At 50.3% G+C, this 26,531-nt stretch carries 25 protein-coding genes and 1 other annotated feature; all 25 genes read right to left on the bottom strand.

Features of this window, described 5'->3' with window-relative positions:
• Positions 1-38 precede the first annotated feature (38 nt).
• Positions 39-665 carry an orotate phosphoribosyltransferase gene (gene pyrE / locus OKS35_RS02190; protein WP_214691074.1) on the bottom strand — a complete coding sequence of 209 codons (627 nt, stop codon included), beginning with the start codon at positions 663-665 and terminating at the stop codon, positions 39-41.
• The gene (pyrF, locus tag OKS35_RS02185; protein ID WP_264092388.1) at positions 649-1,353 is read right to left on the bottom strand and encodes an orotidine-5'-phosphate decarboxylase; all 705 of its coding nucleotides are present in this window, start codon (positions 1,351-1,353) and stop codon (positions 649-651) included. The genes pyrE and pyrF overlap by 17 nt, the downstream gene beginning before the upstream one ends.
• Complete coding sequence (locus OKS35_RS02180; RefSeq protein ID WP_264092387.1) at positions 1,328-2,254, bottom strand: dihydroorotate dehydrogenase; 927 nt, start codon at positions 2,252-2,254, stop codon at positions 1,328-1,330. The genes pyrF and OKS35_RS02180 overlap by 26 nt, the downstream gene beginning before the upstream one ends.
• Positions 2,251-2,970, bottom strand: a complete 720-nt coding sequence (locus OKS35_RS02175; protein WP_264092386.1) for a dihydroorotate dehydrogenase electron transfer subunit — start codon at positions 2,968-2,970, stop codon at positions 2,251-2,253. Before OKS35_RS02175 ends, OKS35_RS02180 begins: the two co-directional genes overlap by 4 nt.
• The gene (gene carB, locus OKS35_RS02170) at positions 2,967-6,170 is read right to left on the bottom strand and encodes a carbamoyl-phosphate synthase large subunit (RefSeq protein WP_264092385.1); all 3,204 of its coding nucleotides are present in this window, start codon (positions 6,168-6,170) and stop codon (positions 2,967-2,969) included. Before carB ends, OKS35_RS02175 begins: the two co-directional genes overlap by 4 nt.
• A 1-nt stretch (position 6,171) precedes the next feature.
• The gene (locus OKS35_RS02165) at positions 6,172-7,254 is read right to left on the bottom strand and encodes a carbamoyl phosphate synthase small subunit (protein WP_264092384.1); all 1,083 of its coding nucleotides are present in this window, start codon (positions 7,252-7,254) and stop codon (positions 6,172-6,174) included.
• Positions 7,232-8,512, bottom strand: coding sequence for a dihydroorotase (locus tag OKS35_RS02160; RefSeq protein WP_264092383.1), 1,281 nt, complete (start codon positions 8,510-8,512; stop codon positions 7,232-7,234). Before OKS35_RS02160 ends, OKS35_RS02165 begins: the two co-directional genes overlap by 23 nt.
• The gene (locus OKS35_RS02155; protein ID WP_074037941.1) at positions 8,509-9,414 is read right to left on the bottom strand and encodes an aspartate carbamoyltransferase catalytic subunit; all 906 of its coding nucleotides are present in this window, start codon (positions 9,412-9,414) and stop codon (positions 8,509-8,511) included. The genes OKS35_RS02160 and OKS35_RS02155 overlap by 4 nt, the downstream gene beginning before the upstream one ends.
• A 139-nt stretch (positions 9,415-9,553) precedes the next feature.
• Complete coding sequence (locus tag OKS35_RS02150; RefSeq protein ID WP_015881324.1) at positions 9,554-10,858, bottom strand: uracil-xanthine permease family protein; 1,305 nt, start codon at positions 10,856-10,858, stop codon at positions 9,554-9,556.
• Positions 10,859-10,906: 48 nt separating this feature from the next.
• Positions 10,907-11,485, bottom strand: a complete 579-nt coding sequence (gene pyrR, locus OKS35_RS02145) for a bifunctional pyr operon transcriptional regulator/uracil phosphoribosyltransferase PyrR (RefSeq protein WP_251024823.1) — start codon at positions 11,483-11,485, stop codon at positions 10,907-10,909.
• Between the two features lie 154 nt (positions 11,486-11,639).
• Positions 11,640-12,551, bottom strand: coding sequence for an RluA family pseudouridine synthase (locus tag OKS35_RS02140; RefSeq protein WP_015881322.1), 912 nt, complete (start codon positions 12,549-12,551; stop codon positions 11,640-11,642).
• On the bottom strand, positions 12,551-13,024 hold the full coding sequence (gene lspA / locus OKS35_RS02135; protein WP_015881321.1) for a signal peptidase II: 474 nt from the start codon (positions 13,022-13,024) through the stop codon (positions 12,551-12,553). The genes OKS35_RS02140 and lspA overlap by 1 nt, the downstream gene beginning before the upstream one ends.
• 57 nt (positions 13,025-13,081) lie before the next feature.
• A complete protein-coding gene (ileS, locus tag OKS35_RS02130; RefSeq protein ID WP_264092381.1) occupies positions 13,082-15,808 on the bottom strand; it encodes an isoleucine--tRNA ligase in 2,727 nt (908 codons plus the stop codon).
• A 52-nt stretch (positions 15,809-15,860) separates the two neighbouring features.
• Positions 15,861-16,080, bottom strand: a binding site (T-box leader).
• Positions 16,081-16,083: 3 nt separating this feature from the next.
• Entirely contained in the window at positions 16,084-16,632 is a 549-nt protein-coding gene (locus OKS35_RS02125; protein ID WP_074037318.1) for a DivIVA domain-containing protein, read from the bottom strand.
• A gap of 18 nt (positions 16,633-16,650) precedes the next feature.
• Positions 16,651-17,421, bottom strand: coding sequence for an RNA-binding protein (locus OKS35_RS02120; RefSeq protein ID WP_078146656.1), 771 nt, complete (start codon positions 17,419-17,421; stop codon positions 16,651-16,653).
• 3 nt (positions 17,422-17,424) lie between these two features.
• Entirely contained in the window at positions 17,425-17,694 is a 270-nt protein-coding gene (locus tag OKS35_RS02115; RefSeq protein ID WP_015881317.1) for a YggT family protein, read from the bottom strand.
• Positions 17,695-17,698: 4 nt separating this feature from the next.
• The gene (locus OKS35_RS02110; protein WP_078146655.1) at positions 17,699-18,169 is read right to left on the bottom strand and encodes a cell division protein SepF; all 471 of its coding nucleotides are present in this window, start codon (positions 18,167-18,169) and stop codon (positions 17,699-17,701) included.
• A gap of 23 nt (positions 18,170-18,192) precedes the next feature.
• Entirely contained in the window at positions 18,193-18,846 is a 654-nt protein-coding gene (locus OKS35_RS02105) for a YggS family pyridoxal phosphate-dependent enzyme (RefSeq protein WP_215244064.1), read from the bottom strand.
• Positions 18,843-19,604 carry a peptidoglycan editing factor PgeF gene (pgeF, locus tag OKS35_RS02100; protein ID WP_264092380.1) on the bottom strand — a complete coding sequence of 254 codons (762 nt, stop codon included), beginning with the start codon at positions 19,602-19,604 and terminating at the stop codon, positions 18,843-18,845. The genes OKS35_RS02105 and pgeF overlap by 4 nt, the downstream gene beginning before the upstream one ends.
• 51 nt (positions 19,605-19,655) lie before the next feature.
• Complete coding sequence (ftsZ, locus tag OKS35_RS02095) at positions 19,656-20,798, bottom strand: cell division protein FtsZ (RefSeq protein WP_015881313.1); 1,143 nt, start codon at positions 20,796-20,798, stop codon at positions 19,656-19,658.
• Positions 20,799-20,844: 46 nt separating this feature from the next.
• A complete protein-coding gene (ftsA, locus tag OKS35_RS02090; RefSeq protein ID WP_264092379.1) occupies positions 20,845-22,131 on the bottom strand; it encodes a cell division protein FtsA in 1,287 nt (428 codons plus the stop codon).
• Between the two features lie 227 nt (positions 22,132-22,358).
• Positions 22,359-23,129: a cell division protein FtsQ/DivIB gene (locus tag OKS35_RS02085; protein WP_264092377.1), complete on the bottom strand. Its 771-nt coding sequence runs from the start codon at positions 23,127-23,129 to the stop codon at positions 22,359-22,361.
• A 14-nt stretch (positions 23,130-23,143) separates the two neighbouring features.
• Complete coding sequence (gene murG / locus OKS35_RS02080) at positions 23,144-24,220, bottom strand: undecaprenyldiphospho-muramoylpentapeptide beta-N-acetylglucosaminyltransferase (RefSeq protein ID WP_214691085.1); 1,077 nt, start codon at positions 24,218-24,220, stop codon at positions 23,144-23,146.
• Positions 24,217-25,554 (bottom strand): UDP-N-acetylmuramoyl-L-alanine--D-glutamate ligase, encoded by a 1,338-nt coding sequence (gene murD, locus OKS35_RS02075; RefSeq protein ID WP_264092376.1) that lies wholly within the window; start codon positions 25,552-25,554, stop codon positions 24,217-24,219. Before murD ends, murG begins: the two co-directional genes overlap by 4 nt.
• Before the next feature lie 13 nt (positions 25,555-25,567).
• Positions 25,568-26,527, bottom strand: coding sequence for a phospho-N-acetylmuramoyl-pentapeptide-transferase (mraY, locus tag OKS35_RS02070; protein ID WP_074037332.1), 960 nt, complete (start codon positions 26,525-26,527; stop codon positions 25,568-25,570).
• Positions 26,528-26,531: the final 4 nt, after the last annotated feature.

Genomic DNA, 26,531 nt, shown 5'->3' with positions numbered 1-26,531 from the left:
ATGCCGAATCGAAAAAGAATCCGCCCGAAGGTGGATTCTTAAGAGGTGACGAGGTCGCTCCAGGCACGAGGATCTTCTTGCCAGTCGCGAAGCGAATCGAGCTCCGAACGGTTTAGAACGCCCGTACTCTCTGCCACTTCAATCAATTCTGAGAACGTTGTCAACGATGTTGCCGTCAGATCTGCATCGCTTAGATTCTTCTGAAGAACCGGTAATCCGTACGAGAAGATGGCTTGAATCCCAATGACGTCACCACCCGCCTGACGAATCGCCTTCGCCGCATCGATACTCGACATCCCGGTCGACAATAAATCCTCGATGACGAGTACTCGAGCGCCTGCCTCGAGTCTTCCTTCAATTTGATTGCCTTTCCCATGCCCTTTTGCACTCGAACGGACATAAATAAATGGAAGCCCGAGTCGGTCAGCGAGCAATGCCCCGTGAGGGATACCTGCCGTGGCCGTCCCTGCGATCACATCGACATCGGTCGGATTCACTGACTTCACCAATCCATCGACGATGACTTGACGCACTTTCGGATAACTGAGTGTGAGTCGATTGTCGCAGTAGATCGGACTCTTCAATCCGCTCGACCAAGTATACGGCTCAGTCGGTGATAGTGTGACGGCTTCAATCTGTAAAAGTGCCTCAGCGATTTGTTTCATTCATTTGTCCCCATTCCTTCATAAATTGGTCGTACATGGCCATCGGATCAGTCGCACGTGTAATCGGTCGGCCGACGACGATTGAGTGAACGCCCGCCAATCTCGCTTCCTGTGGCGTCGCGATACGGACTTGATCATCCTCGGTTGCACCGAGTCGGATGCCAGGTGTGACCGTCATGAACGTGTTCCCTAGTTTTTGATGAATCGCTTTCGCTTCTTGAACGGATGCGACTACTCCGTCAAGTCCTGCCTGCTTCGCAAGTGTCGCTTGTCTGAGAACGGCTAGATCGAGTCGTCCGGCAATCCCGAGCTCTGTCTGCATCATGCGCTCATCTGTCGACGTCAACTGTGTGACCCCAATCAATCGAGTCGTATCATTCTCTTGGCGTAACCCGTCTAACGCATAGCGCATCATCTTTTCGCCACCTAATGTGTGGACATTCGTCACAGCCACCCCGAGTTTTCCGATTTGTCGCATCGTACGGCGTGCCGTCTCCGGGATATCGTGTACTTTCACATCGAGAAAGACCGGATAACCCCCGTCGACCAATTCTTCGACAAAGTGTGCGCCTTCACGATAAAAGAGTTCCATCCCGACTTTAACAGCCGGTCGGTTTGAAAATCGTTTCAACAAATGAAACGCTTCGTCCCGCGTTTCCACGTCAAGGGCGAGATACAAGTTGCGCATAGGCCTTCCCCCTCACATCCAAAATATGTTCGATTCCGAGTGAATCAAGTCGTGCCGGTAACGCTTCGATGATTTCCTTACAGACGTATGGATTTTCAAAGTTCGCCGTCCCGACGGCAACAGCAGAAGCCCCCGCGTAAATAAACTCGAGCACATCGTCGACCGTCCGAACCCCGCCCATGGCGATGATGGGAATGTCGACCGCTTGTGCGACTTCATACACCATCCGGACCGCTACCGGTTTGATGGCTGGACCGGATAACCCACCGATTCGGTTCGCTAAAATCGGTCGACCTGTCTCGATATTGATTCGCATCCCTACGAGTGTGTTGATCATCGTCAAGCCGTCCGCCCCGGCTGCTTCGACGGCTCGCGCCATGTCGGTGATTGACGTGACGTTCGGAGACAGTTTGACATAGACCGGCTTACTTGAAGCCGCTTTGACGAGTCGTGTAAGTTCTGCGGCCATCACCGGGTCCGTCCCAAACTGCATGCCTCCACATTTCACGTTCGGACACGAGATGTTCAATTCAATGGCTTTAATCGTCAGGTCGGCACTGATTCGACGGGCGACTTCCACGTATTCATCTGGCGTCGAACCGGCAACGTTGGCGATGATTTCCGTGTCGAACGTCGAGAGAAATGGTAACTTTTCTTCGATGATCGCATCGACTCCCGGATTTTGAAGACCGATCGCGTTGAGCATGCCCTGTGCCGTCTCGGCGACACGTGGGGTCGGATTTCCGAATCTCGATTCCTCCGTCGCTGCTTTGATCATGATGCCTCCTAAGATGGAGAGGTCATACAGTTTCGCGAATTCCTCTCCAAATCCGAAACATCCGGAAGCCGGAATAATTGGGTTTTTTAAACGAAGACCTGGTAACTCGACATTCAATCTCATAACAGCACCTCTTCCGCATTGAATACCGGACCGTCACTACAGACTTTCACATAGCCCCCCGGTGCTTGACAGACACAGGCAAAACAAGCACCGATGCCACAACCCATCCGATTCTCGATTGAGAGATATCGTTCAGGAATGGGCGAAGTGGCAACTGCCTTTAACATCGCTTCCGGACCACAGCTGAACAACACATCGGCTTGGATGCGTGCGAGGGGGCCAGTGACGAAGCCAAGCTCCCCGTGAGTACCGTCTACTGTCGTGATGATCGTCTCACCAAGTTCACGAAAGGCTTCTTCATAAAAGACGCTTTCTTTTGAATCAAACCCGAGAATCGCAATCGTTTCAATCCCCATCTCATGGAGTCGGCGTCTGACGTAGTAAAGCGGTGGGACCCCAATCCCACCTCCGACCAGGACGACTCGCTTTCCATGTTGCGCCAGTGGAAAACCGTTCCCGAGCGGACCAAGGACGTCTAGCGTGTCCCCCACTCGTTTCCCTGCCAGCTCAGTTGTCCCATCCCCAATCACTTTGTATAAGAAGGTGATTTCGTCCCCCTCGACGTTCGCCACCGATAACGGCCGACGTAACAGACCGGACGTCTTGATGTGAAAGAACGTCCCAGGGGCGACCTCCACCCCAGGGCAACGTACTTTCATTTCCATCGTCGCTTTGGCGATTTGCCGGTTGCTGACAATCGTTACGTCATGTCTCATACCATCACCCCGAACGTTGTGAATGCCGGGATGCTGACCGTTTGGAACGATAGGCTTTCAATGACTTGTAACAAGGCTTCGACTGTATCGAGCGAGGTCAGGCAAAGCGTGCCCTGCTCGGCGGCCGTTCTTCGAATCAAGAACCCGTCTTTCGTGACGAGTGCATCGCGACTCGTCGTATTAATGATCAAGTCGACGTCTCCTCGCTCAATCACACTGAGCATCGTCTCACCGTCTTCTTGAATTTTCCCGACTCGACGAACACGCATCTGTTCCGCTTCGAGACAATCAGCCGTCCCACTCGTTGCCATGAGTCGGAAACCGAGGCGGTCGAAACGTTTCGCCAAGGCGATGGCCTCATCCTTGTCATGGTCGGCAATCGTCATGAGCACGTTCCCTTTCAAGGCGATGTTCATCCCTGCTGCGACAAGCCCTTTATAGAGTGCTTTTTCGAGCGTGCGATCTGTCGCCATGACCTCCCCTGTCGACTTCATCTCAGGTCCGAGCGAAGGGTCTACCTCTTTCAATTTCGCGAACGAGAAGACCGGTACTTTGACCGAAATACTGTCCGACTCAGGATGAATGCCTGTCCCAAGACCGAGTTCTTTCAAGCTCGTCCCAAGAATCGTTTGCGTAGCAATTCGTGCGACCGGTAACCCCGTCACTTTCGAGATGAATGGGACCGTCCGGCTCGCACGTGGGTTCACCTCGATGACATATAGGTCATCCGCATAGACGAACTGGATGTTGAGCAGACCTTTGATGCGGAACGCTTTCGCCAACTTGATTGTATAATCGACGACTTTTTGTTTCAGTTCTTCACTGAGTCGTTGCGGCGGATAGACGGCAATGGAATCGCCTGAGTGTACGCCGGCACGTTCGATATGCTCCATGATGCCTGGGATGTAGACGTCCGTCCCATCACAGATGGCATCGACTTCAATCTCAATCCCTGTCAAGTAGCGATCGATGAGAACCGGTCGATCTTTTGAGGCGATGACCGCATGTCGCATGTACCGTTCAAGCTCAGACTGTTCATATACGATTTCCATCGCTCGTCCACCGAGGACGTACGATGGTCGGACGAGTACCGGATAGCCGAGCTCATTCGCACAAGCGACGGCCTCTTCCACATTTGTCGCCGTCTTCCCAGGTGGTTGAGCCAATCGTTCCGCTGACAATGTGGCTTCGAACGCCTTTCGGTCTTCGGCACGGTCGATATCTTCGAGGGTCGTCCCAAGAATTTTCACGCCGTTCGCTTCTAGCGATGCCGCTAAGTTAATGGCAGTCTGTCCACCGAATTGGACGATGACACCTAGCGGGTTCTCGTTCTCGATGACCTCCAACACGTCTTCTGTCGTCAACGGCTCGAAGTACAACCGATCGGAGATGGAGAAGTCTGTCGAGACCGTTTCCGGGTTGTTGTTGATGATGATGGCTTCGTATCCTGCATCGCGAATCGTATCGATCGAGTGGACGGTCGCATAGTCGAACTCGACACCTTGTCCGATTCGAATCGGACCCGATCCGAGGACGAGGATGGACTCCCGGTCTGTCTTCACCGCTTCGTTCTCCACTTCATACGTCCCGTAGAAGTAAGGTGTCTCCGATGCGAACTCGGCTGCGCACGTATCGACCATCTTATAGACGGGACGAATGCTCCATTCTTTCCGTTTCGTGCGAACCGCTTTCGTATCCATCGACAGCATACGGGCGATTGCCACATCACTGAAACCTAGACGTTTCACATCCAGTAGACGTTCTGACGTCAACGGCTCCTTGATCAGTTGTTGCTCTGCCTGCCAGATCCGATTCAATTTCTGTAAGTAGAATCGATCGATTTTTGTCAGTTGGTGTAGCGTTTCTACCGTGTATCCGCGACGAAGGGCTTCATAGACGATGAACAAACGCTCGTCTGTCGGATGAATGAGTCCATTCTCGAGCTGTTCTGTGTCTAGTGCTTGAAGTTGTGGAAGGTGGAGTTCTTCCATCCCCAGCTCGAGCGAGCGAACCGCTTTTAGCAGAGCCTCTTCTAAATTCCGACCGATGGCCATGACCTCACCCGTTGCCTTCATTTGTGTGCCTAAGCGGCGATCCGCGGACTCAAACTTATCGAAGGCGAAGCGTGGGATTTTAGCGACGACGTAATCGAGCGCCGGTTCGAACGAGGCGTAGCTCGTCTCTGTGACCGGGTTTTTCAATTCTGATAGCTTGTAACCGACAGCGACTTTCGCAGCAAGCTTGGCAATCGGATAGCCTGTCGCTTTTGATGCGAGCGCTGAGCTCCGTGAAACACGTGGATTCACTTCGATGACATAGTACGTGAAACTGTCTGGGTCGAGTGCGAATTGGATGTTACACCCACCCTCAATACCGAGTGCCCGAATGATATCGAGCGAGACGCTGCGTAACATCTGATAATCCCGATCTGATAGCGTCTGCGTAGGGGCGAATACGATCGAGTCACCGGTGTGGACTCCAACCGGGTCAAAGTTTTCCATCGCACAGACGATGATGGCTTGGTCACTCGAGTCACGCATGACCTCGAACTCGACTTCTTTCATCCCGGCAATCGATTTCTCCAACAAGACTTGCGTAACAGGACTCGCCTTTAATCCAGATTCAACGATTTGCTCGAACGATTCCCGGTCATGGGCAATCCCGCCACCAGTTCCCCCGAGCGTGTACGCAGGTCGGATGATGATCGGGTATCCGATCCGTTCCGCAAATCCCCAGGCAGACTCGAGCGTATGGACGATCTCACTTTCAGGTACGCCGTGACCGAGTTCGAACATCAAGTTACGGAACTGTTCCCGGTCCTCCGCCTGAACGATCGCAGACAATTTTGTTCCAAGAAGTTCCACGCCACAATCCCGCAGGACGCCTCGTTTGTCGAGTTCAAAAGCCAAGTTCAAACCCGTCTGCCCGCCAAGCGTGGCAAGGAGTGCATCCGGACGTTCCTGCCGAATGATTCGCTCGACGAATTCTGGTTCGAGCGGTTCGATATAGACACGGTCCGCCGTCGTCGGATCTGTCATGATGGTGGCCGGATTCGAGTTGACGAGGATGACTTCGTAGCCTTCTTCTTTCAAGGCAAGACATGCCTGTGTACCAGCATAATCAAACTCCGCTGCTTGTCCGATTACAATCGGTCCTGATCCGATTACGAGGATTTTCTGAATATCTGGTCGTTTTGGCATGTCAAATTCCCACTTTCTGTTTGTTTTCTTGTACGAGTTGCATGAATCGGTCAAATAAGTCGTTAGCGTCGAACGGTCCCGGTGCTGCCTCCGGATGATACTGTACCGAGAAGGTCGGGTGATGGAGATGTCTTACCCCTTCGATCGTTCCGTCATTGACCGCACGGTGTGTGACGATGAGCGGTGTATCGAGCAGTGACGTTTCCTCAACCGCATATCCATGGTTTTGAGAGGTGATGGTCACGGCACCGGTCTCAAGCTCGAGCACCGGATGATTCGCGCCACGATGTCCGAACGGAAGCTTGAATGTGTTCGCACCGTTTGCGAGAGCAATCAGTTGGTGACCGAGACAAATCCCGAACATCGGTGTCGTCGGCATCAGTTGCTCGATGAGCGGCAGTGCCGTCGGAACGTCTTTAGGATCTCCTGGTCCATTTGACAACATGATGCCGTCCGGCTCATACCGTAATACATCCTCTGCCGTCGCATCGTGCGGGAAAACGACGACCTCACAGTCTCGTTTCATCAACTCGCGCATGATTCCAAGCTTCGCCCCGAAGTCGATCAAAGCGATGCGAGGGCCAGTTCCAGTACTCACATATGTCCGCTTCGTCGATACGCGTGCGACTTGATCGTTCGGCGATTCTTCATCAAAACGGGATTGCACCTCGTCCCACGTCAACTCTCCATCGATGAGGACGCCGCGCATAACCCCTTTCGCTCGTAAATGACGTGTCAACATCCGTGTATCGATATCCGAAAGTCCCGGAATGCCGAAGCGGGTGAGTGTCGCGTCGAGTGTCGCCGTTGAACGGAAGTTCGATGGCGTATCGCATGCTTCTTTCACGATTAACGCTTTTGCCATCGGAATCGTCGTTTCAAAATCCTCACGATTGATGCCATAGTTCCCAATCAATGGGTTCGTCAGTACAATCATTTGGTCGCAGTATGATGGATCTGATAAGATTTCTTGGTATCCTGTCATACCTGTCTGGAAAACGACTTCCCCCATCGTATCAGCCGGTGCCCCGAATCCTTTACCGACAAAATTCATTCCATCCTCAAGCCATAATGTTCGTTTCATCAAATCGCCCCTTATATACAATTTCACCGCCGACCATCGTCATGACCGGCCATCCGACAAGCTTTTCCCCTGCGAACGGTGTATTCTTTCCTTTTGAGTAAAATGTCGTAGGATCGACCGTGCGAGACGTTTCCGTATCGATGAGAATCAGGTCCGCATCCACCCCAACTTTCAATTCTCCTCTCGATAAACCGAATACGTCACTCGGACGTTTCGTCATCCAGTCGAGCAACTGATGCTCCTCCATGACGCCCGTTTTTACAAACGTCGTGTACAGAAGTGGAAAGGCAGTCTCGAAGCCGGTAATTCCAAACGGAGCCCGCTCTATCCCTTGTGCTTTTTCTTCTACTGTATGGGGGGCATGGTCCGTTGCGATCATATCGATCGTCCCGTCAAACAATCCCTCAAGGAGGGCCTGTCGATCATCCTCGCTTCGGAGCGGTGGGTTCATCTTGAAGTTTGCATCGAGCCCAGGGATATCGTCCTCGCTCAAGACGAGATGATGCGGCGTCACTTCTGCGGTCACGTGGATGCCGGCTCGTTTCGCATCCCGAATGACACGAACCGATTGGCGGGATGAGACGTGACAGACATGATAATGACACCCTGTCTCTTCAGCAATCAAAACGTCGCGAGCGATATGGATGCTCTCCGCAAGGCTCGGAATTCCTTGAATGCCATGCGCCTCACTGAATTTGCCCTCGTGGACCGACCCGGCCTTTAACGTATTGTCCTCACAGTGGGCGACGACCGCTTTGTTCAATCGTTTCGCTTCACGCATGGCTTGTCGCATCATCGCCGCCGATTGGACACCGACACCATCATCCGTGAAGGCGAAGGCATCTGCGAGCGATTCCATGTCGACCTGTTCTTCCCCGAGCTGTCGTTTCGTGATGGCGGCGTAAGGTAACACACGTACGACCGCATCTTGTTCGATTTTTTGAAGGAGGACGTCCATTGTTTCGCGATTGTCAGGAACCGGTCTCGTGTTCGGCATCGAGCAGATAGTCGTAAATCCCCCTGCCGCTGCCGCCATCGTCCCCGTCTGAATCGTCTCTTTCGCCTCGCCCCCTGGTTCACGCAAGTGGACGTGGACATCGACGAGTCCTGGTGCGAGCAGATAGCCTGATGCATCGAGGACTTCTTGTCCCTCGGTCTCCCCTTTATAGTCGAGTGATTTTATCTTTCCGTCTTTCACTTGAATGGATGTCGTACGCTTCGTTCCCTTGTCATACCATGTCGCGTTTTGAAGTATCATTGTTGTCCTCCTAATGCTCGATTTAAGATGCTCATCCGGGCATACACCCCATTCTTCATTTGCGGGAAGATGCGTGACCGTTCATGCTCGATCAGACTTCCCGCAATCTCCACATCCCGATTGACCGGAGCCGGGTGCATGATGATGGCGCCTGCCTTCATTCGCTCGACGCGTTCGACCGTCAAACCGAACTGTGTGTGATACTCTTCTTTAGAGAAGACGTCTCCCATGATATGGCGCTCGTGTTGTACACGGAGCAACATGATGACGTCACATTCGCCTATGATGTCATCGAGTTCTTTTCGCTCTAGCCCCATCGAATCGTCCCACCAAGAGGCAGGACTACAACCGACCACGTTTGCTCCGAGGCGCTTCAAGACGCTTGCGTTTGAGCGAGCGACCCGACTATGGACGAGGTCACCACAGATGGCGACGTTCAATCCTTGGAACGTTCCGAACTCTTCAAAGATGGTAACGAGGTCGAGCAACGATTGAGATGGATGTTCCCCGCTCCCGTCCCCTCCGTTCAACACCGGGATATTCAACTTTTCGATGAGTTCGTGATAATAGCCCGCTTCCGGATGTCGAATGACGAGTGCATCCACACCGATGGCTTCGAGCGTTTTACACGTATCGTAGAGCGTCTCGCCTTTCGTGACCGATGACGTCGTCACATCGAACGGAATCTCCTGCATGTTCAAGTGGCGCTCGGCCATTTGAAACGAGTTTTTCGTACGTGTCGAGTTTTCAAAGAACAGGTTCGCTACGGTCTTCCCGTCAAACAGTGGAGGAAGATCTCCTTGCTTGTAGCGCAATGATTCTTCAATCATGCCCATGATCTCTTCAAGGGAAAGTGTGTCCAAACTGACGAAGTGTTTGACCGGTTTCACGTTTGTTTGCATCGTATTCAATGTTCGTCTCCTCCTTTTATTAGAGGCAAAGAGAAAAGGCGTCTCTTCACCGATGTGAAGGGACGCCTTTATCTGGGCAGGGTACACCCAAATAAACGAGCCTTCACTTTGCCGACCTCACGGGATCGAATTAAAAGTTACTTGCTTGTTTCGTTTCTTCAGTTGTGTTGACTTCGACTGCTGTGTCGTCTTCTTCATGCGGTAAGATGGCGTTCAACAAAATGCCGACGACCGTCGCGAGTGCCATGCCTTGTACCGGGAAGCTCCCGATTTGAACCATCGCACCTCCGAGTCCGATGACGAGGATGACCGACGAGATGATCAAGTTGCGTTTTTCTGCCAAGTCGACTTTGCTCTCCACCATCGTCCGTAATCCGTTCGAGGCGATGACACCGAACAAGAGGATCGAGATTCCACCTTTGACCGGGTTCGGGATGGTCGAGATGAATGCTTCGATATGACCGAGGAATCCGAAGCTGATGGCCATGAGTGCTGCGCCAGCGATGACGTAGACACTGTAGACTCGTGTGATGGCCATGACGCCGTTGTTCTCACCGTAAGTCGTACATGGTGGTCCACCGAGTGCAGAGGCGACGGCTTTTCCCACTCCGTCTCCGAGTAGCGTGCGATGGAGACCTGGATCTTTCATCGTTTCTCGTCCGATAATTTTTGACGTGACCATCTGATCTCCGATGTGCTCCGTCATCGTGACGAGTGCGACCGGAACGATGGCGAGAAGGGCACCGACTTGCCACATCGGCATGTAGTCGACGAACACCATCGTGAAGTCAGGAAGTTGGAACAGGCTGGCTTGTTGAATCGGCGAATAATCGATGATGCCGAATGCTGCTGCGACTGCGTATCCTCCCACGATTCCAAAGAGGATTGGGACCGCTCCCCAGACACCTTTCAGCTTCGTCATGGCGAGCATCGTGATTCCAAGTGTAAGCAGGGCAATCGTCATGAACGTTCCGTTATAGGCACCATCTTGATTCATCGACATGTCGATGGCGACCGGTGCAAGCGAGAGTCCGATGACCATGATGACCGGTCCGACGACGACCGGTGGGAGCAATCGGAGCAACCAGTTGACGCCCGTCTTATAGATGATCAAGGAAACGACCCCGTATACAGACCCGGCGACGATTCCGCCGAAGAGTGCGGCTTCGACACCCCATTGCTGGCTGACCGCTATGATCGGGGCGATGTAGGCAAAACTTGAACCTAAGTATGTTGGGACTTTGAAGCGTGTAATCGCTAAGAATGAGAGCGTGGCCACGCCGGAAGCGACGAGGGCGACCGATGTATTTAATCCTGTCAAAATCGGGACTAAAATCGTCGCTCCGAACATGGCGAAGACGTGTTGAAGGCTGAATAATAGCCATTGTGGAAAGTGAGCTGGACGCTCGTGGATGTGTAGAACAGGTTGTTTCATATTGAATTCTCCTTCCTGGCCTCTCTGGACCACCTTAAAGGTATGCGTTTATTGCTGATGGATCGTGACTTCATCCGCCGTGTCGACTTCACTGAGTCGGACAACGACTTGCTCGGACTTGGACGTCGGAACGTTCTTTCCGATAAAATCTGGTCGAATCGGGAGTTCCCGATGGCCTCGGTCAATCAAGACAGCGAGTTGGATATAATCCGGACGACCATGGTCGACAAGCGCGTCCATTGCGGCACGAACTGTTCGACCGGTATAGAGGACGTCGTCGACGAGGACGACCGTCTTTCCATTGATATCATGGGGTAGCTCTGTCGCTTTGACTTCAGGGTCTAACGACTTCTTCGATAAGTCATCCCGGTAAAGCGTGATATCGAGATTGCCGAGTGCGACCGGCTTGCCTTCAATCTCCTCGATTCGGCGAGCGAGTCGGTCAGCGAGCGTCTCGCCTCTCGTCTTGATTCCGACGAGGACGACGTCATCGATTCCTTTGTTTCGCTCGATAATCTCGTGTGCGATTCGGGTCAAGGCACGACGGATGGCTGACTCATCTAAAATGACTGATTGTTTCACGTGATTCCTCCTTCCAAACTTCAGTAAAAAAGAAGACTCCCTCATCCGGCTGGAAAGGGAGTCTTCATCAAAAACGGCATACGACTGCCGGGGTTGAATTGACGTACATGTGACCGCGGTCACAATCCTTTCACAGCCTCTCTGGACTGGGTTTAAAGGTGTTATGCTTCCTAGACTATAAATCGGAACGTGACAGAAGTCAACGAGTTTTCTCGATTTTATCCAATTTTGCGAGTTCCGCATTGAAGTCTTCTGGTAATGGGGCCTCAAACTCCATCCATTCTTTCGTACGAGGATGGTGGAACCCGAGCGTTGCCGCATGGAGCGCTTGACCGCCTAAATCAATCGTGCGGCGTGGACCATATTTCGGGTCACCGGCGAGCGGATGACCGATATAACGCATGTGTACACGGATCTGGTGCGTGCGTCCCGTTTCTAATTTACACTCCACGAGCGTGAAGTCTTTATAACGTTCGAGTAAACGGAAGTGTGTCACGGCTTCTTTTGCGTTTCGGTCCGTCACGGTCATACGCTGACGATCATTCGTATCACGACCGATCGGAGCTTCAATCGTTCCAAGTTCGTGGACGAGTTCGCCATGGACGAGCGCGATATACTCCCGTTTGATGGTCTTGTCTTTCAACTGGCTCGCGAGCGACTCATGAGCCAAGTCATTTTTAGCGACCATGAGAAGACCCGTCGTGTCCTTATCAATCCGATGGACGATTCCGGGACGTTTGACTCCGTTGATGCCCGAGAGGTCATCGCAATGATAAAGTAGCGCATTGACGAGCGTCCCTGACGTGTGACCGGCTGCAGGGTGAACGACCATCCCGCGTGCCTTGTTGACGACGATGACGTCTTCATCTTCAAAGACGATCTCGAGCGGAATGTCTTCAGGCAACACTTCGAGTTCGACCGCTTCCGGCACGTTCACTTCTACTTCATCCCCCACTTGAAGCTTGTAGTTCGCTTTCACGGCACTACCGTTGACGAGGAGGGCCCCCGTCTTGATCCATTCCTGTACTTGCGAGCGTGACCATTCACCACGGTCACTGACCCACTTATCAATCCTTGCCTTTTCATCGGCGACAAAAGTATACGATTCCATTACGATTGTCCCCTTTCTTTGTGTAATTTTTCTTCAAATAAAATCCCGATGACCATCAAGATGACACCGAATGTGAGTGCCATATCAGCCACGTTAAAGATTGGGAAGTTGTATCCGAACGGATACGTATCGACAAAGTCGACGACTTCGCCCCGGAACAAGCGATCGATAAAGTTACCGATGGCACCGGCTAACAGTAATCCGACACTATATCCGAGGAGCTGATAGCCGTTCACTTCTTTGTGCAAGAAGTAAACGAGTCCGGCAACGACGAGGATGGTGATGATAAAGAAGAACGCCATCTGTCCTTCTAACATCCCCCAAGCCGCTCCTTTGTTGCGGTAGGACGTCCAATATAACAAGTTCGGGATGACTTCAATCGATTGACCAATTGTCATCGTCTGAACGACCACCCATTTTGTGAGTTGATCGATCAAAATCAAGATGAGCGCCAATCCATAATATCGTTTCATATGCGTCTCCTTTCAAGCCGTTAAGAAACCGGAGTGGGGACGCCACTCCGGTTCGTCTTAACCGATTACTGATGCACAGCGCGGGCAAAGCTCTGGATGCTCTTCGTTTTGTCCAAGCTCTGTCGAGTATGTCCAACAACGTGCACAAGCGGCTCCATCCGCTTTCATGACTGTGATTTTCGTCGTCGCATAATCGACGTCTGCCGTCTCAGCCCACTCCACTTGCGATACTTGAAGCAGTTGGCTGACATTGTCGATCGTGTTCAACAAGTCGGCAGTCTCTGCTTTTGGTGCGAGAATCAACTTCGCTTCGAGCGGTTTCCCGATCAACTTTTCTCCACGTGCGATTTCAATCGCTTTGAGGACGTCGTCGCGGAAGATGAGGAACTTCGACCACTTCTCGAGTAATGCCGTTTCGTCTCCTGTGAGCGCGCTCACTTCTTCTAAATCCGTCAAGAAGATGCTTGCTTCTGACTTTCCAGGCACTTCTTTCCATGCCTCATCGGCAGTGTGTGGAAGGATTGGAGCCAATAGTTTCGTCAAGAGGACGACGGCATCGTACATGACCGTCTGAACGGCACGACGACGGAGATCGTCTTCACGTTCGATATACAGGATATCTTTTGTGAAGTCGAGGTAGAACGATGACAACTCGTTGACACAGAAGTTATGAACGAGGTGATACACGGCCATAAAGTCAAACTCATCATATGCTTTGACAACTTTTGTCTGCAATTGTTTGAGCTTCGTCGCCATGAAGCGGTCCACTTCCGGCATATCGTCGAATGCGACACGCATCGATGGCTCGAACCCGTTCAAGTTCCCGAGTAAGAAGCGAATCGTGTTACGCATCTTCCGGTAAACTTCTGACACCTGTTTGAAGTTATCGTGTGACGCACGTACGTCCGACTGGTAATCGACGGATGCGACCCAAAGGCGTACGATCTCTGCGCCATACTGCTTCACAAGATCGTTCGGTGCAATCGTGTTACCGAGCGATTTCGACATTTTGCGTCCGTCCCCATCGAGGACGAATCCGTGACTCAAGACATTCCGGTACGGTGCTTTCCCAGTCGTCGCAACGGCCGTCGAGAGTGACGAGTTGAACCAACCACGATATTGGTCCGATCCTTCAAGGTAAAGGTCAGCCGGACGACGAAGGTTTTCGCGTTCTTCTAATACACCAGCGTGTGAAGAACCTGAATCGAACCAGACGTCCATGATGTCGAGCTCTTTACGGAATTCACCGTTCGGACTGTTCGGGTGAGTGAACCCTGCAGGGAGAAGGTCTTTCGCTTCACGCTCATACCAAACGTTTGAACCGTGCTCACGGAATAAGTTGGCGATGTGGTCGATTGTCTCGTTCGTGATGATTTCCGTTCCATCTTCCGCATAGAAGATTGGGATTGGAACTCCCCAGGCACGCTGACGGCTGATGACCCAATCTCCACGGTCACGGACCATGTTGTAGAGACGTGTCATTCCCCATTCAGGGACCCAGTTCACTTCCTCGATCTCACGGAGCATGTCTTCACGGAAATCTTTGATGGACGCGAACCATTGTGGTGTCGCACGGAAGATGACCGGCTTCTTCGTACGCCAGTCATGCGGGTACGAGTGTTTGATGAACTTCAAGTTGAGCAAGTAGCCGTTCTCTTCAAGCTTCATACCAATTTGTTTGTTCGCATCTTCGTAGAAGAGACCTTCGAAACCAGGGGCTTCGTCTGTCATATAGCCACGGTCATCCACCGGGCAAAGGACGTCTAATCCGTAAGCCTGTCCGACGCGATAGTCGTCTTCCCCGTGTCCAGGTGCTGTGTGTACGAGTCCAGTCGCATCCGCAGTGACGTGGTCGCCAAGGATGACGAGTGACGTCCGGTCATACAATGGATGTTGGGCCGTCATGTACTCGAAGTCACGTCCGTTCCAAGACCCACTCACTGTGTAATCCGTCCATCCGAGCGCTGCCGTCACTTCTTCAACGAGCGTTTCCGCGACGATATAGCCTTTTCCTTCATGTTCGATACGCGTGTAAGTCAACTCATCACTTACCGCGATTCCAAGGTTCGCCGGGATTGTCCAAGGCGTCGTCGTCCAGATGACGAAGTGATCGTCTGACGTCAACGTATCTTTACCGTCCACGACACGGAACGCCACGTAGATAGCCGGTGATTTTTTATCGTAATATTCAATCTCTGCTTCCGCGAGTGCCGACTCGGAAGATGGTGACCAGTAAACCGGTTTTTTCCCTTTGTAGATATAACCCTTCTCAGCCATCGACCCGAACAAACGAATCTGTGCCGCTTCGTATTCAGGAAGGAGCGTGATGTATGGGTTCTCAAAGTCTGCGAGAAGACCGAGACGTTTGAATTGTTCGCGTTGCGAGTTCACTTGCTCCATCGCATACTCTGCACACTTTTCACGGAATTCCGCGACTGTCATTTCCTTACGATTGACGCCTGCTTTTTGAAGGGCGTTCTCGATTGGAAGACCGTGCGTGTCCCATCCTGGAATCATTGGAGACTGATAGCCGTTCATCCCTTTGAAACGAACGATGATGTCTTTCAATACTTTGTTCATCGCGTGTCCCATGTGGATGTCACCGTTCGCATATGGAGGTCCATCATGTAAGATATATTGTGGTTTCCCAGCATTTTTTTCTTGTACCTTGTTGTAAAGGTCCATATCTTCCCATTCTGTTTGCATCGCTGGCTCGCGCTTTGGTAAATTCCCACGCATCGCGAATTCTGTGTTTGGCATTAATAGCGTGTCTTTGTAGTTCATCGAAACTCCTCCATCAACATTTTTTAGAAAACAAAAAAACCAACCCATCCCTGATAGGGACGAGTTGGTTGACTCGCGGTACCACCCTACTAGTCTCATCATCATGAGACCGCTCTCGGTAACCGATAACGAGGTCAGGCGGTCACGCTTACTTCAGTTCAGCGTGACGACTCATAGGGGATACCGATTCAAGTCTTTCTCCTAGGCTCTCACCGTCCCTAAGTCGCTTCGTAGGTATGACTCGATCGACGCGTCCTACTCAACGTGTTGATCATTTATCCGTGTTGTTCTTCATTACGTGTGACTTCGTCGTCATTATACGCAAGTTCTGTTCTATCGTCAAGAACCGTCTGCACAGGCGGTTCCCCGACAATCGTTTCCCATTCCGTACTGTTGAGAAGTTCCATTTGCGCATCGACGAGGACGCGGAAGCGTGTCCGATACAACTCTACTTTCTTGAGCATTTGAACGACTTCTCGTTCAGCAAGTTGCTCTTTGCGCGCCGCTTCCTCTTCACGAGCGAACGCTTCACGTTCCGCTTGTTTCAAGATGAGACTCGCTTCTTTTTGAGCATTGTTCTTCACTTCTTCCGCCGCTTCCTGCGCGACGATAATCGATTTGTTCAACGTATCTTCCATCGAGGAGAAGTAGTCAATGCGGGCTTGCATATCGTTGACAAGTTCTTCATACCGTCGATTCTCACGAATCAATAGTTCAAACTCTTTAATGATTTGATCTAAAAATTCATTGACCTCATCGATGTCGTACCCACGAAAACGGGAAGAGAATTCTTTATTATGAATATCAATCGGTGTCAACGCCATTCGACTTTCCTCCTAATTTCAACGTATGGTGCCATACTGGATTTTAATTTTTTCACGTTTGGTCGATCCGAGAATCTCCATCAATTTGATGCGACCATATCCACGGACGGATAGTAGATCATCCGGTTCAAGGATGAAGCTCGCGTCTTCAATGACTTTATGATTCACTTTACAGTCGCCATGTTTGACGAGCGCCTGCGCTTTTTGCCGAGAGATGTTAAGCACCTCGCTTGCGACCGTATCAAATCGTAAGGAAGAGACGATGCCGAACCCTTCGATCCATTCGGTCGCAGGGACGACAAGAACCTCGTCTTTTGGCACGGAAGAAATGCGAACTCTCGCTTTTCCGACACGTTCAAGATTCATTTCAATGAACCCGACCGCTTCACGCGTCGTCGCAAATTGTACAATCTCATCGTCAAGAACGACATCTCCGAACTTTTGACGTTTCAGTCCAGCGTTCAGCAATGTACCTGTCACTTGTCGATGCGTCAAGTCCACGAATTTTGTTGGGTACTCGATTCGACGGATCTCAATCTCAAAATCATCTGGATTGAGTTCATAGTAATCCGGCGCTAAAATCAGACGACGTCGTTCCGCGCCTTCAAATCCGCCATCATCATGAATGACAAGTTGTTTACCGACGAGTTGTTTGACGATTTGCTGTTCACGTGGGTCTAGAAAATCCGTCAATTTCAACACATAGCTATTCTCCACTTGTTGTACCCAGTCGAGCACTTGTTCAACGAACGCGCGTTCACTTGGTCGATAATGGTCATAGACGCTCATACGTCACCCAAAGATCGCAGCGATGCCGGCTTGGGCCATACGAAGCACGAACAGCGCAACGATTGGGGAGATATCAAGCATACCACCAATCGGTGGGATGATCCGGCGAAACGGCGCCAAGAACGGTTCACACAAAAACGATAAGATTTGACCAAATTTAGATTCGCGTGCGTTCGGGAACCATGATAATAAAATATAGCCGATGAGGACCCAACTATAGATACCAAGTAGATCGCTCAACGTGTTGCCTAAGGCAGGGATTACGTTTTCCATTCAGTTACCACCCTTTACTGTGAAGTTCATCCTCCGATATCAAGTTTGAGATTGAACCAGTCAATTCGACGTTGTTCGGAGTACACAGAATCGTGTTATGTCCAATCGAAGTCATCGATCCCTCAAGGGCGTATACGACACCTGAGAGGAAGTTGACGACTTGACGCGATTGCTCTTTTGACATGCGCTGAAGGTTGACGATGACAGCACGGTTTTCTTTCAAATGATCGCTAATGTCTTGCGCCTCAGCAAACACACGCGGCTCAGCCAATACGACTTTTGAACGGTCTTTCTTTTTCGTATTTAATGCCACGAGATTATTCGCTGATTTTGGACGATCATCCTGTCTGACGACAGATGTTTCGGTTGTAGAAGGAGCTGCTGCATTTGCCACAGTATACTCTTCTTCTTCATATGTGCTGTTCGGATCTTCTTCGAGTCCAAAGAAATCTTTCATTTTGTTTTTGATTGACATAACGGATTCCTCCTTAAGATATATTATTGCACAAGTACGGTACCAATACGAACAAACGATGCGCCTTCTTCAATCGCGATTGGATAATCGTTTGACATCCCCATCGACAGCTCCGTGCATGGTGCGTGTTCAAACGCATTTGCCTTCACTTCATCACGTAGATGACGGAGACGGCGGAACGTTTCACGAAGTGTTGACTCTTCTTCAGTGAATGGTGCCATCGTCATCAGCCCGATGATTCGAATATGAGGATACTGTTTACAGTTCTCGATGAAGGGCACGACTTCCTCTATTTCGAGACCATGTTTTGAATCTTCTCCTGACGTGTTCACTTGAACGAAACAATCGATTGTTCGGCTCGCGCGCTTGTCAATCTCCGATGCAAGAGACAAGCGGTCGAGCGAATGAATTGCCGCGACGTAATCAATGATTTGTCTCACTTTGCGTGTCTGTAACGTACCGATAAAATGAAATCTTGCATCCTTCGGCATCCCTTCAACCTTCTCGAGTAAAGAATCTGGACGGTTTTCTCCGAAATCACGAATCCCTTCTTCATAAAGGGCATTCGCCACATCGACACCGACCGATTTCGTGACTGCGATCAGTGTCGGTTCTACTTCTTGAACATGTGATGCCATGATGGATTGAACTTTTTTAACATTATCTGAAATACTCACGATTTCCGCTCCTTGACAATGACTGCCGCAAACCGACGTTTCCTCTCTCCATCTCGATAGGAGAAAAACGGGCTGTCCGCGCCAGTCGTTAAATTCGATTGCATGACCTCAGTGTCATGTTCTTTTGCCAATACTTCATTGACGGTTTGGAGGGACAAGAGCGCGTGCTCACCCGACTCGTTTCGCACTGACCGTTCATATGCAATCGGCGAAACATCCCGGACGGCCTGGAGAACACGACCATCGACCTCATAGTCACTTCCTGAGATGGAGGGACCGACGAGCATGTCTACATCGGTCGCCTCGATTCCTTGCTCAGCAAACGCCTGCATCATGGTCTTAACGATGTTTCCGACCGTTCCCTTCCACCCGGCATGAGCGATGCCGATGACTCCATGATCTTTCGCACAGAAGAAGAGCGGTACACAATCAGCAAAGACGAGGGCTAACGGTAACGCGTCTTCGGTTGTGAGAAGCCCATCTGTTTTCGGAATCGCCTCTTCATATCGGAATGCCCCCTTACCTTTGTCCGACGAATCGACGACTTGGACAGTCGTACCATGTACTTGATCCGCCCACACGGAGTCCTCTAACGAGAGCCCGGCTTGTTGAAAGAACTGTTGACGATTTTCGACGACTCGGTCAATTTCATCGCCCACATGTAATCCGACGTTTCCAGCATTATGTCCGTCCGTTCGTGTCGTCGCGTAAGCATGATAACGGTTTGTTTCGGTTTCCCAAGTATGTAGCAGTTGCATCGGTCTCTCCTTTTAGAAAAAGGGATGCCGAGTACCGGCACCCCTAGTTGTTTAGTTACGGCGTTGTCTCACAAACGCAGGGATGTTGATCGTCTCGTCTGGGACGTCTCCTCCATACACTGGGCGATGGAAGTTCCCTTCGTCTTGTTGAGCCGCTTCATTTGCTTTTGGTTGGGGTTCCTTGTTCTCAACCTCAGGCTGTTTTTTCGGCTGCTGAAGGAACGGGTTCGTTCCTTGTGCTTCTTCAGCGAATTCAGTTGCGATCACGGTAACGATGATTTCATCGTTCAAGTTTTCGTTGATGACCGAACCGAAGATCAAGTTCACTTCTTCATCAGCCGCACTTTGAACGATTTGAGCCGCCTCCGTCACTTCAAACAAGCTAAGGCTAAGTCCACCAGTGATGTTCATCAAGACACCTTTCGCTCCTTCGATTGAAGATTCGAGAAGTGGTGACGAAATTGCTTTCTTCGCTGCTTCAACGGCACGGTTTTCACCTGTCGCGACACCGACACCCATAAGGGCAGACCCTTTCTCCGTCATGATCGTTTTCACGTCCGCGAAGTCGAGGTTAATGAGACCAGGGATGGCGATCAAGTCTGTGATTCCCTGTACACCTTGACGAAGGACGTTATCCGCTTCACGGAACGCTTCGATCATCGGTGTGTTGCGTTCCACAATTTCAAGAAGCTTATCGTTCGGAATCACAATGAGGGTATCTACTTTTTCTTTGAACGCTTGAATACCGTGCTGTGCGTGTTGCATACGTTTCCGTCCTTCAAACATGAACGGTTTTGTCACGACACCGACCGTGAGTGCGCCGATTTCTTTTGAAATCTCGGCGATGACCGGAGCAGCACCTGTTCCCGTTCCGCCACCCATTCCAGCTGTGACGAATACCATATCTGCACCGTCAAGTGCTTCAATCAACTGTTCACGGCTTTCTTCAGCCGCCTTTTTACCGATATCCGGGTTCGCACCTGCACCGAGACCGCGTGTCAATTTTGCACCAAGTTGAAGCTTCACGTCGGCTTTCGACATGTTCAACGCTTGTGCATCCGTGTTGACTGCGATGAACTCGACTCCTTGTACCCCATGTTCAATCATGCGGTTAACGGCGTTTGACCCGCCGCCACCGACTCCAATTACTTTAATTTTTGCTACGGCGTCAATCGCCTCATCAAAGTACATCATTCAGGTATCCCCCTACGTATTTTCCAAGTTGTATTACATCGTCAGCTTAAACGCCAAATAATTTTTCCATCAAACGACTAAATCCTTTTTTCGACTCTTGATCGCTCTCGTATTCGTTCTCTCCTACATGAATATCGGTCGCTTCCGGCTTCGTGTGAAGTGTTTCATGGCGAACTTCCGGTTTTTCAAGTTGAGATTTCGAAACGTGATGATCACTCATCAAGACATATTTCAATACACCGACGGCTGTCGCGTATTTTGGATGTCTGACACCAATCGACGACGGTTGATACAATCTCGTCTTTTGGCCCATAATGCGAGTCGCCAACTCCTGAATACCCGGTAGAGCAGCTGCCCCACCGCAAAGTAAGTATCCGCCATTCAGCATCGGAACACCTACTTTTTGAACCTTATTCAACATTAGGGTAAACATTTCCTCTATTCTCGCTTCTAAAACGTAGCTAATTTCTGACTGTGGTTCGAACGCCACTTCCCCATTGATGTTCGTGTAGGAGAAACCTTCTGTCTCATCAGCCATTTCTTCAAGAGCGAGACCATATTCTTCTTTCGCCACTTTGGCGTCTTGATATTTACAATTGAGTTTATAGACCAAGTCTCTTGTCATATGATCTCCACCGACCGGGAGGATATACGAGTAGACGAGATCTCCCCGATAAAATACGGAAACCGTCGTCTTTTCATGTCCGACATCGACGAGCCCGATTCCTAAATCGATTTCATCTACAGAAGCTGCACTCATGCCGAGTGCAAGGTTTCCTAGAATAAAACCTTCGAGTTGTAATCCAGCCCGTTCAATCGAACGACGAATACTATGTAAAATGGTCTTCGACCCGGTCACCATTTTCCCATGCATCTCAAGTCGATAGCCTAACATACCCCGTGGATCGACAACACCTGTTTGTTGATCAACCGTGAATGAAGATGGGATCACATCGATGACACTCATCTCGTCCGGTAATCGCATTACTTGTGCCGAGTTGATGACTTCCATCACGTCTGCGTCGGTAATTTCTTGATCTTCCCGCTTCACGGATGCAATTCCGTGACATGGGGCAATTTGGATATGCTCTCCTTCGATGGCAACGTATACAGATCGAATTTGATCACCTAGCGATGTCTCAGCATGCTCAACGGCCTGTTTGATCGCTTGGACTGTTTTATCGATGTCTACGACAGCGCCACGTTTTACACCCGCAGACGGTGCACACCCTTCTGCCAAAATATTAAGCGTTCCGCCGAGCAATTCACCGACGACGAGCTTAATCTCTGACGTTCCAATATCTAATGCGGCCACATAACCATTCGCTTCCAAAAGGGAAACACCTCCGCTCTATAATTTTCCTGTTCCAATTGCCTGACACGTATACAGATATCCAAAAAAATTGTTGGTTTCGACAAGATATCTCACGTCTAAGTTTACAACAAATAAGATAGTGAGAAAAGGTAGAATCCTACAATTTAAGCGGTTTCGCGTTATCAATTCGTTTACAAACGACAAAAAAACAGCCCTTATGTGTCTAAGGACTGTAATATAACTGATTATTCATTCGTTTTCTCGTATGGAACAAAGTAATACCCACCATCCATGACGACGGTCCCACGCTCACCTTTCGGGATGTTTTCATAAATTTCTCCGTACTTCGATACGGTCTCACTTAACTTCAATGTCGGTGTGAGTAACGTATTGCCGTCGTTCATAAAAATCTCGTATCGCGTCGGCTCATCTTTTCGTTTTGATAAAATCACTTCTGACATACGGGCCCGAGTCGCATCATCCACCCGTTCGAGTTCACTTGCAATCTTTTCAAGTTCTGCTTCCGTGTTGAACTCTCGCAAGAGCGGTCCGTCCTTTAGCTTTTGCGGATCGGTGATGGCTCCGGTCGGATGGAGTGAACCGTCGGCTAACACGACGACATCTCCTTTTTCGGCTTTCGCATAAGCAATCATTTTCTCTTCTGTCACAGAGATATGAACCTTGTTATACCAAGAACGATCGATCTCTACCCGTTTGATACCAGGCAACTTTTCCATCTGTTCACTCATGTTGTTTGGGGAAAGACTGACAAACTTCGTCGATGAATCGAGCTCCATATCCTGAAACACGTACGTTTCTTCTAACCAGTATAGACCCGATACCTTCACTTCTTTCACGTTCGACATCGAAGTCTGCATGTAGACCACGAGTAAGATGAGAATTCCAAACAGTGAGAGTACAGAGAACATCCGACGGTTCGCTTTTTTACGCCGTTGTTTTTTCATGTATGGAATACGGTCTTCGAGACTGCGTACCGTTTGTTGGCTTGGTTCCATCGGGTTCTACTCCTTTATTGAATGACTTCTTCTACCAGGTCGGCCAATGCATCTGACGCGTTCGGGAAACCGAGCGCACGCGATGCGTTCGCCATCTCTTCACGCTGTTCGAGTGCTTGACGAATCGTCTCTACGAGCGAAACACCCGTCAATGCTTCTTCTTTGACAAGGAGGGCCGCCCCGTTCTCGACGAGGGCCGAAGCATTTTTCGTTTGATGGTCAGCTGTCACGTACGGACTTGGGACCAAAATGCTCGGTAAGCCAAGTGCGGTCAATTCTGAAATCGTTGAAGCGCCAGCTCGTGAGATGACGAGTGACGTACAAGCGAGTAGAGATGGCATATCGTACACGTACGGATGAATGTGTACATTGTCAGAGGATGGTGCCTGTTTCGACACCGCATCGAAATGCACTTTCCCTGTGACGTAAAGGACGTTGATCGGCAATTCTGAGAGCGCTGGGATTGCTTCCACGACCGCTCGGTTAATGGCCTCGGCTCCGCGGCTTCCACCATAAACCAAGACAATCGGACGGTCATCTAAACGATACTGTTCGCGGATAGACGCCTCATCGACTTCCGTCTGCAATACTTCGCTACCACGCGGGTTTCCAATCAAGCGAACGTTCGCGCCCGGAAAATGGACATCCGATCCTTTGAACGAGAGGGCGACCCGATCGGCTTTCTTCGATAAGAATTTGTTTGTTAATCCCGGGATACTGTTTTGTTCATGCAGAATCGTGGGAATCCCAAGCTGTTGTGCCGTATAAACGACGGGACCGGATACGAAACCACCCGTGCCAATCACGACGTCCGGCTTAAACGCCGCCATGTCTTTCTTCAATGCCCGAACGGCTTTCAAAAACCAGTAGGCGGTCTTCAGATTCTCGAGTGAAAGCGAACGCTTCAGACCTGCGATTTGAATCGACTTGAACGGGACACCGGCTCGCGGTACGAGATCGGCTTCTAATCCATTCTCCGTTCCAATGTATTGTACCTGTAAATCCGGGTGACGTTTTTGTAGCGTTTCAATCAATGCGAGTGCCGGATAAATATGACCACCGGTACCACCACCAGAAATCATGATTTTCATCGGTTCGCCTCCTCATATGAACGGACGAGTTGAACGAACTGCTCGCCTCGTTCTTCAAACGTTTTAAATTGATCCCAGCTAGCACAGGCGGGTGAGAGTAAGATGACGTCTCCCGTCTCGGATTTCTCAAACGCGAGCGGAACGGCGTCTGCCAACGTCTCGACCGTGAATGATGGAATCTGTTGGGACTCGCCGAGCTCTTTAAATCGTTCAGCCGTCTCACCATACGCGACGACAGTTTTTACTTTTGAGAGAGCAGAGGCGAGCGAAGATAAGTCCGCACCGCGTTCGAGACCACCACAAAGCCAAACGATTGGGGCGTCAAACCCCCGTAACGCCGCTTCCGCTGCTACGTTGTTCGTCGCTTTCGAATCATTGTAAACAGCACGTCCAAGCACATCACCGAGACTCTCGGTCCGATGCGCGACGCCACCGAAGTTTCGTAACACACGTTCGATATGCGTACGTGGAATAGCAAATGGTTCCACTAAGAGTAGTGCAGCCAATACATTTTCCACGTTGTGCGCCCCACCTAGTGCCAACTCATTTACTTGCATGATTTTTTCACCACGAACTGTGACCCATCCATCGACGACAGAAGCAACACCACGGTCAAAGCTGAACGTAGTTGGTTCAATCTCTCCCGGGACGCGTTTCATCACTTCCGGATCCGTCACTTTCACGACGATTTGGTCTGCATTCGTCATTTGACGGAACAGGTTTCCTTTTGCATCCGCATACGCATCAAAATCCCCATGATAGTCCAGATGGGCTTCCGATAGATTGAGTAGTGCCGCCGAGCGGGGATGGAATGACTCAATCCCCATCAATTGAAAACTCGACAATTCAATCACAATCAAATCGCCCATCTTCGCCTGAGATGCCACTTCAATCGCCGGGAATCCGATGTTTCCCGCAAGATGCACCGGACGTTCCCCACCTTTGAGCAATTCATAGACGAGTGTCGTGGTCGTCGTTTTCCCATTTGAGCCGGTGATGGCAACAAATTCCGCCTCCGTTGCCAAATAAGCAAGTTCCACTTCGGTATAGATTGGGATGTTTCGAGACATCGCTTCTTGAAGCAATGGAATCTGATACGGGATGCCTGGATTTTTGACAATCAACTCTGTCTCATTCAACAGAGCGAGGGGATGTTCGTTAAATACCGATTGAATCCCAAGCGCCTGAATTTTTTCCTGTTCGTCTTCCGGAGGGATATTCCCCGTATTGATCGTCACATCTGCTCCTGCATGATGCAGATATGTCGCCGCTGCAATGCCGCTCTTCGCAGCACCGAGGACAAGAACTTTTTTACCGTGCCATTGCTTTTCCATCTGTCTCACCCTTTTACATGAGTAGTAATGATAAACCTGCTGTAATTAAACTGATGCCTCCGAACGTGAGTACGATGCGCCATTCTGACCACCCGACCATTTCGAAGTGGTGATGGATCGGACTCATCTTGAAGAGTCGTTTCCCCGTCGTTTTAAACGAGATGACTTGCAAGATGACGCTCAATGTCTCGATGACGAAAATGATTCCGACAAAGACGAGAAGCAATTCGAGCTTCAACATCAAAGCGAGTCCAGCGACGGCTCCGCCTAGTGCGAGCGAACCGGTGTCACCCATGAAGATTTTAGCCGGATACTTATTGAAGACTAGGAACCCGATCAAGGCACCGACGACTGCAAACGCGAACCAAGCAATCCCAAGTTCATCTTGTGTAAGGGCGTAAATCCCAAAGAATGTGAACGTCGGGATGGCCGAGAAGGAGACGAGTCCGTCTAATCCATCTGTCAAGTTGACGGCGTTTGAGAATCCAACGAGCCAGAAGATGACGATGGCGATATAGAACCATCCTGTATCGAATGAAATCGACGTGAATGGAATCGAGATCGATGTATCGAGGTCTCCCCCGAGTGACAAGAACCATGCAAACAATACCGATACCACGATTTGACCAATCAACTTCTGAAGGGACGTCAATCCGAGGTTTCGTTTGTTGACGACTTTGATGTAGTCATCTAAGAAACCGATGACACCAAATGCCATCGTAACGAATAGAAGAGACCCGAATCCAGCGACCGCTTCGCCAAAAATGACGGATACGATGAATCCGACAAGGATGGCGAGCAGGATGACGATCCCACCCATCGTCGGTGTACCTGACTTCTTCTGGTGCCAACCTGGACCTTCATCACGAATCTCTTGTCCGAACTTTAATTGACGCAATGCTGGGATGGCTCGCGGCATCACGATCAAGACACTTAATAATGAACTGATTAATACGATTAAACTAATTAACATGTTG

The organism is Exiguobacterium sp. N5 (genome assembly GCF_025842465.1).
Classification (GTDB): domain Bacteria; phylum Bacillota; class Bacilli; order Exiguobacteriales; family Exiguobacteriaceae; genus Exiguobacterium; species Exiguobacterium profundum.
The sequence above is the reverse complement of the archived record's forward strand: the minus strand, read 5'-3'. Positions and strand labels throughout refer to the sequence as shown.

Bases quoted from the DNA above. Each gene is read 5' to 3' on its own strand.
- pyrR (WP_251024823.1), bottom strand. From the start codon at position 11,485: ATGAGGGAGTCTTCTTTTTTACTGAAGTTTGGAAGGAGGAATCACGTG.
- OKS35_RS02160 (WP_264092383.1), bottom strand. From the start codon at position 8,512: ATGATACTTCAAAACGCGACATGGTATGACAAGGGAACGAAGCGTACG.
- murG (WP_214691085.1), bottom strand. From the start codon at position 24,220: ATGAAAATCATGATTTCTGGTGGTGGTACCGGTGGTCATATTTATCCG.
- murD (WP_264092376.1), bottom strand. From the start codon at position 25,554: ATGGAAAAGCAATGGCACGGTAAAAAAGTTCTTGTCCTCGGTGCTGCG.
- OKS35_RS02180 (WP_264092387.1), bottom strand. From the start codon at position 2,254: ATGAGATTGAATGTCGAGTTACCAGGTCTTCGTTTAAAAAACCCAATT.
- pyrE (WP_214691074.1), bottom strand. From the start codon at position 665: ATGAAACAAATCGCTGAGGCACTTTTACAGATTGAAGCCGTCACACTA.
- pgeF (WP_264092380.1), bottom strand. From the start codon at position 19,604: ATGCAACTGCTACATACTTGGGAAACCGAAACAAACCGTTATCATGCT.
- OKS35_RS02155 (WP_074037941.1), bottom strand. From the start codon at position 9,414: ATGCAAACAAACGTGAAACCGGTCAAACACTTCGTCAGTTTGGACACA.
- OKS35_RS02115 (WP_015881317.1), bottom strand. From the start codon at position 17,694: ATGGAAAACGTAATCCCTGCCTTAGGCAACACGTTGAGCGATCTACTT.
- mraY (WP_074037332.1), bottom strand. From the start codon at position 26,527: ATGTTAATTAGTTTAATCGTATTAATCAGTTCATTATTAAGTGTCTTG.
- OKS35_RS02085 (WP_264092377.1), bottom strand. From the start codon at position 23,129: ATGGAACCAAGCCAACAAACGGTACGCAGTCTCGAAGACCGTATTCCA.
- OKS35_RS02150 (WP_015881324.1), bottom strand. From the start codon at position 10,858: ATGAAACAACCTGTTCTACACATCCACGAGCGTCCAGCTCACTTTCCA.
- OKS35_RS02120 (WP_078146656.1), bottom strand. From the start codon at position 17,421: ATGAGCGTCTATGACCATTATCGACCAAGTGAACGCGCGTTCGTTGAA.
- ileS (WP_264092381.1), bottom strand. From the start codon at position 15,808: ATGAACTACAAAGACACGCTATTAATGCCAAACACAGAATTCGCGATG.
- ftsZ (WP_015881313.1), bottom strand. From the start codon at position 20,798: ATGATGTACTTTGATGAGGCGATTGACGCCGTAGCAAAAATTAAAGTA.
- OKS35_RS02165 (WP_264092384.1), bottom strand. From the start codon at position 7,254: ATGAAACGAACATTATGGCTTGAGGATGGAATGAATTTTGTCGGTAAA.
- OKS35_RS02125 (WP_074037318.1), bottom strand. From the start codon at position 16,632: ATGGCGTTGACACCGATTGATATTCATAATAAAGAATTCTCTTCCCGT.
- lspA (WP_015881321.1), bottom strand. From the start codon at position 13,024: ATGAAACGATATTATGGATTGGCGCTCATCTTGATTTTGATCGATCAA.
- carB (WP_264092385.1), bottom strand. From the start codon at position 6,170: ATGCCAAAACGACCAGATATTCAGAAAATCCTCGTAATCGGATCAGGA.
- OKS35_RS02110 (WP_078146655.1), bottom strand. From the start codon at position 18,169: ATGTCAATCAAAAACAAAATGAAAGATTTCTTTGGACTCGAAGAAGAT.
- pyrF (WP_264092388.1), bottom strand. From the start codon at position 1,353: ATGCGCAACTTGTATCTCGCCCTTGACGTGGAAACGCGGGACGAAGCG.
- OKS35_RS02140 (WP_015881322.1), bottom strand. From the start codon at position 12,551: ATGGAATCGTATACTTTTGTCGCCGATGAAAAGGCAAGGATTGATAAG.
- OKS35_RS02175 (WP_264092386.1), bottom strand. From the start codon at position 2,970: ATGAGACATGACGTAACGATTGTCAGCAACCGGCAAATCGCCAAAGCG.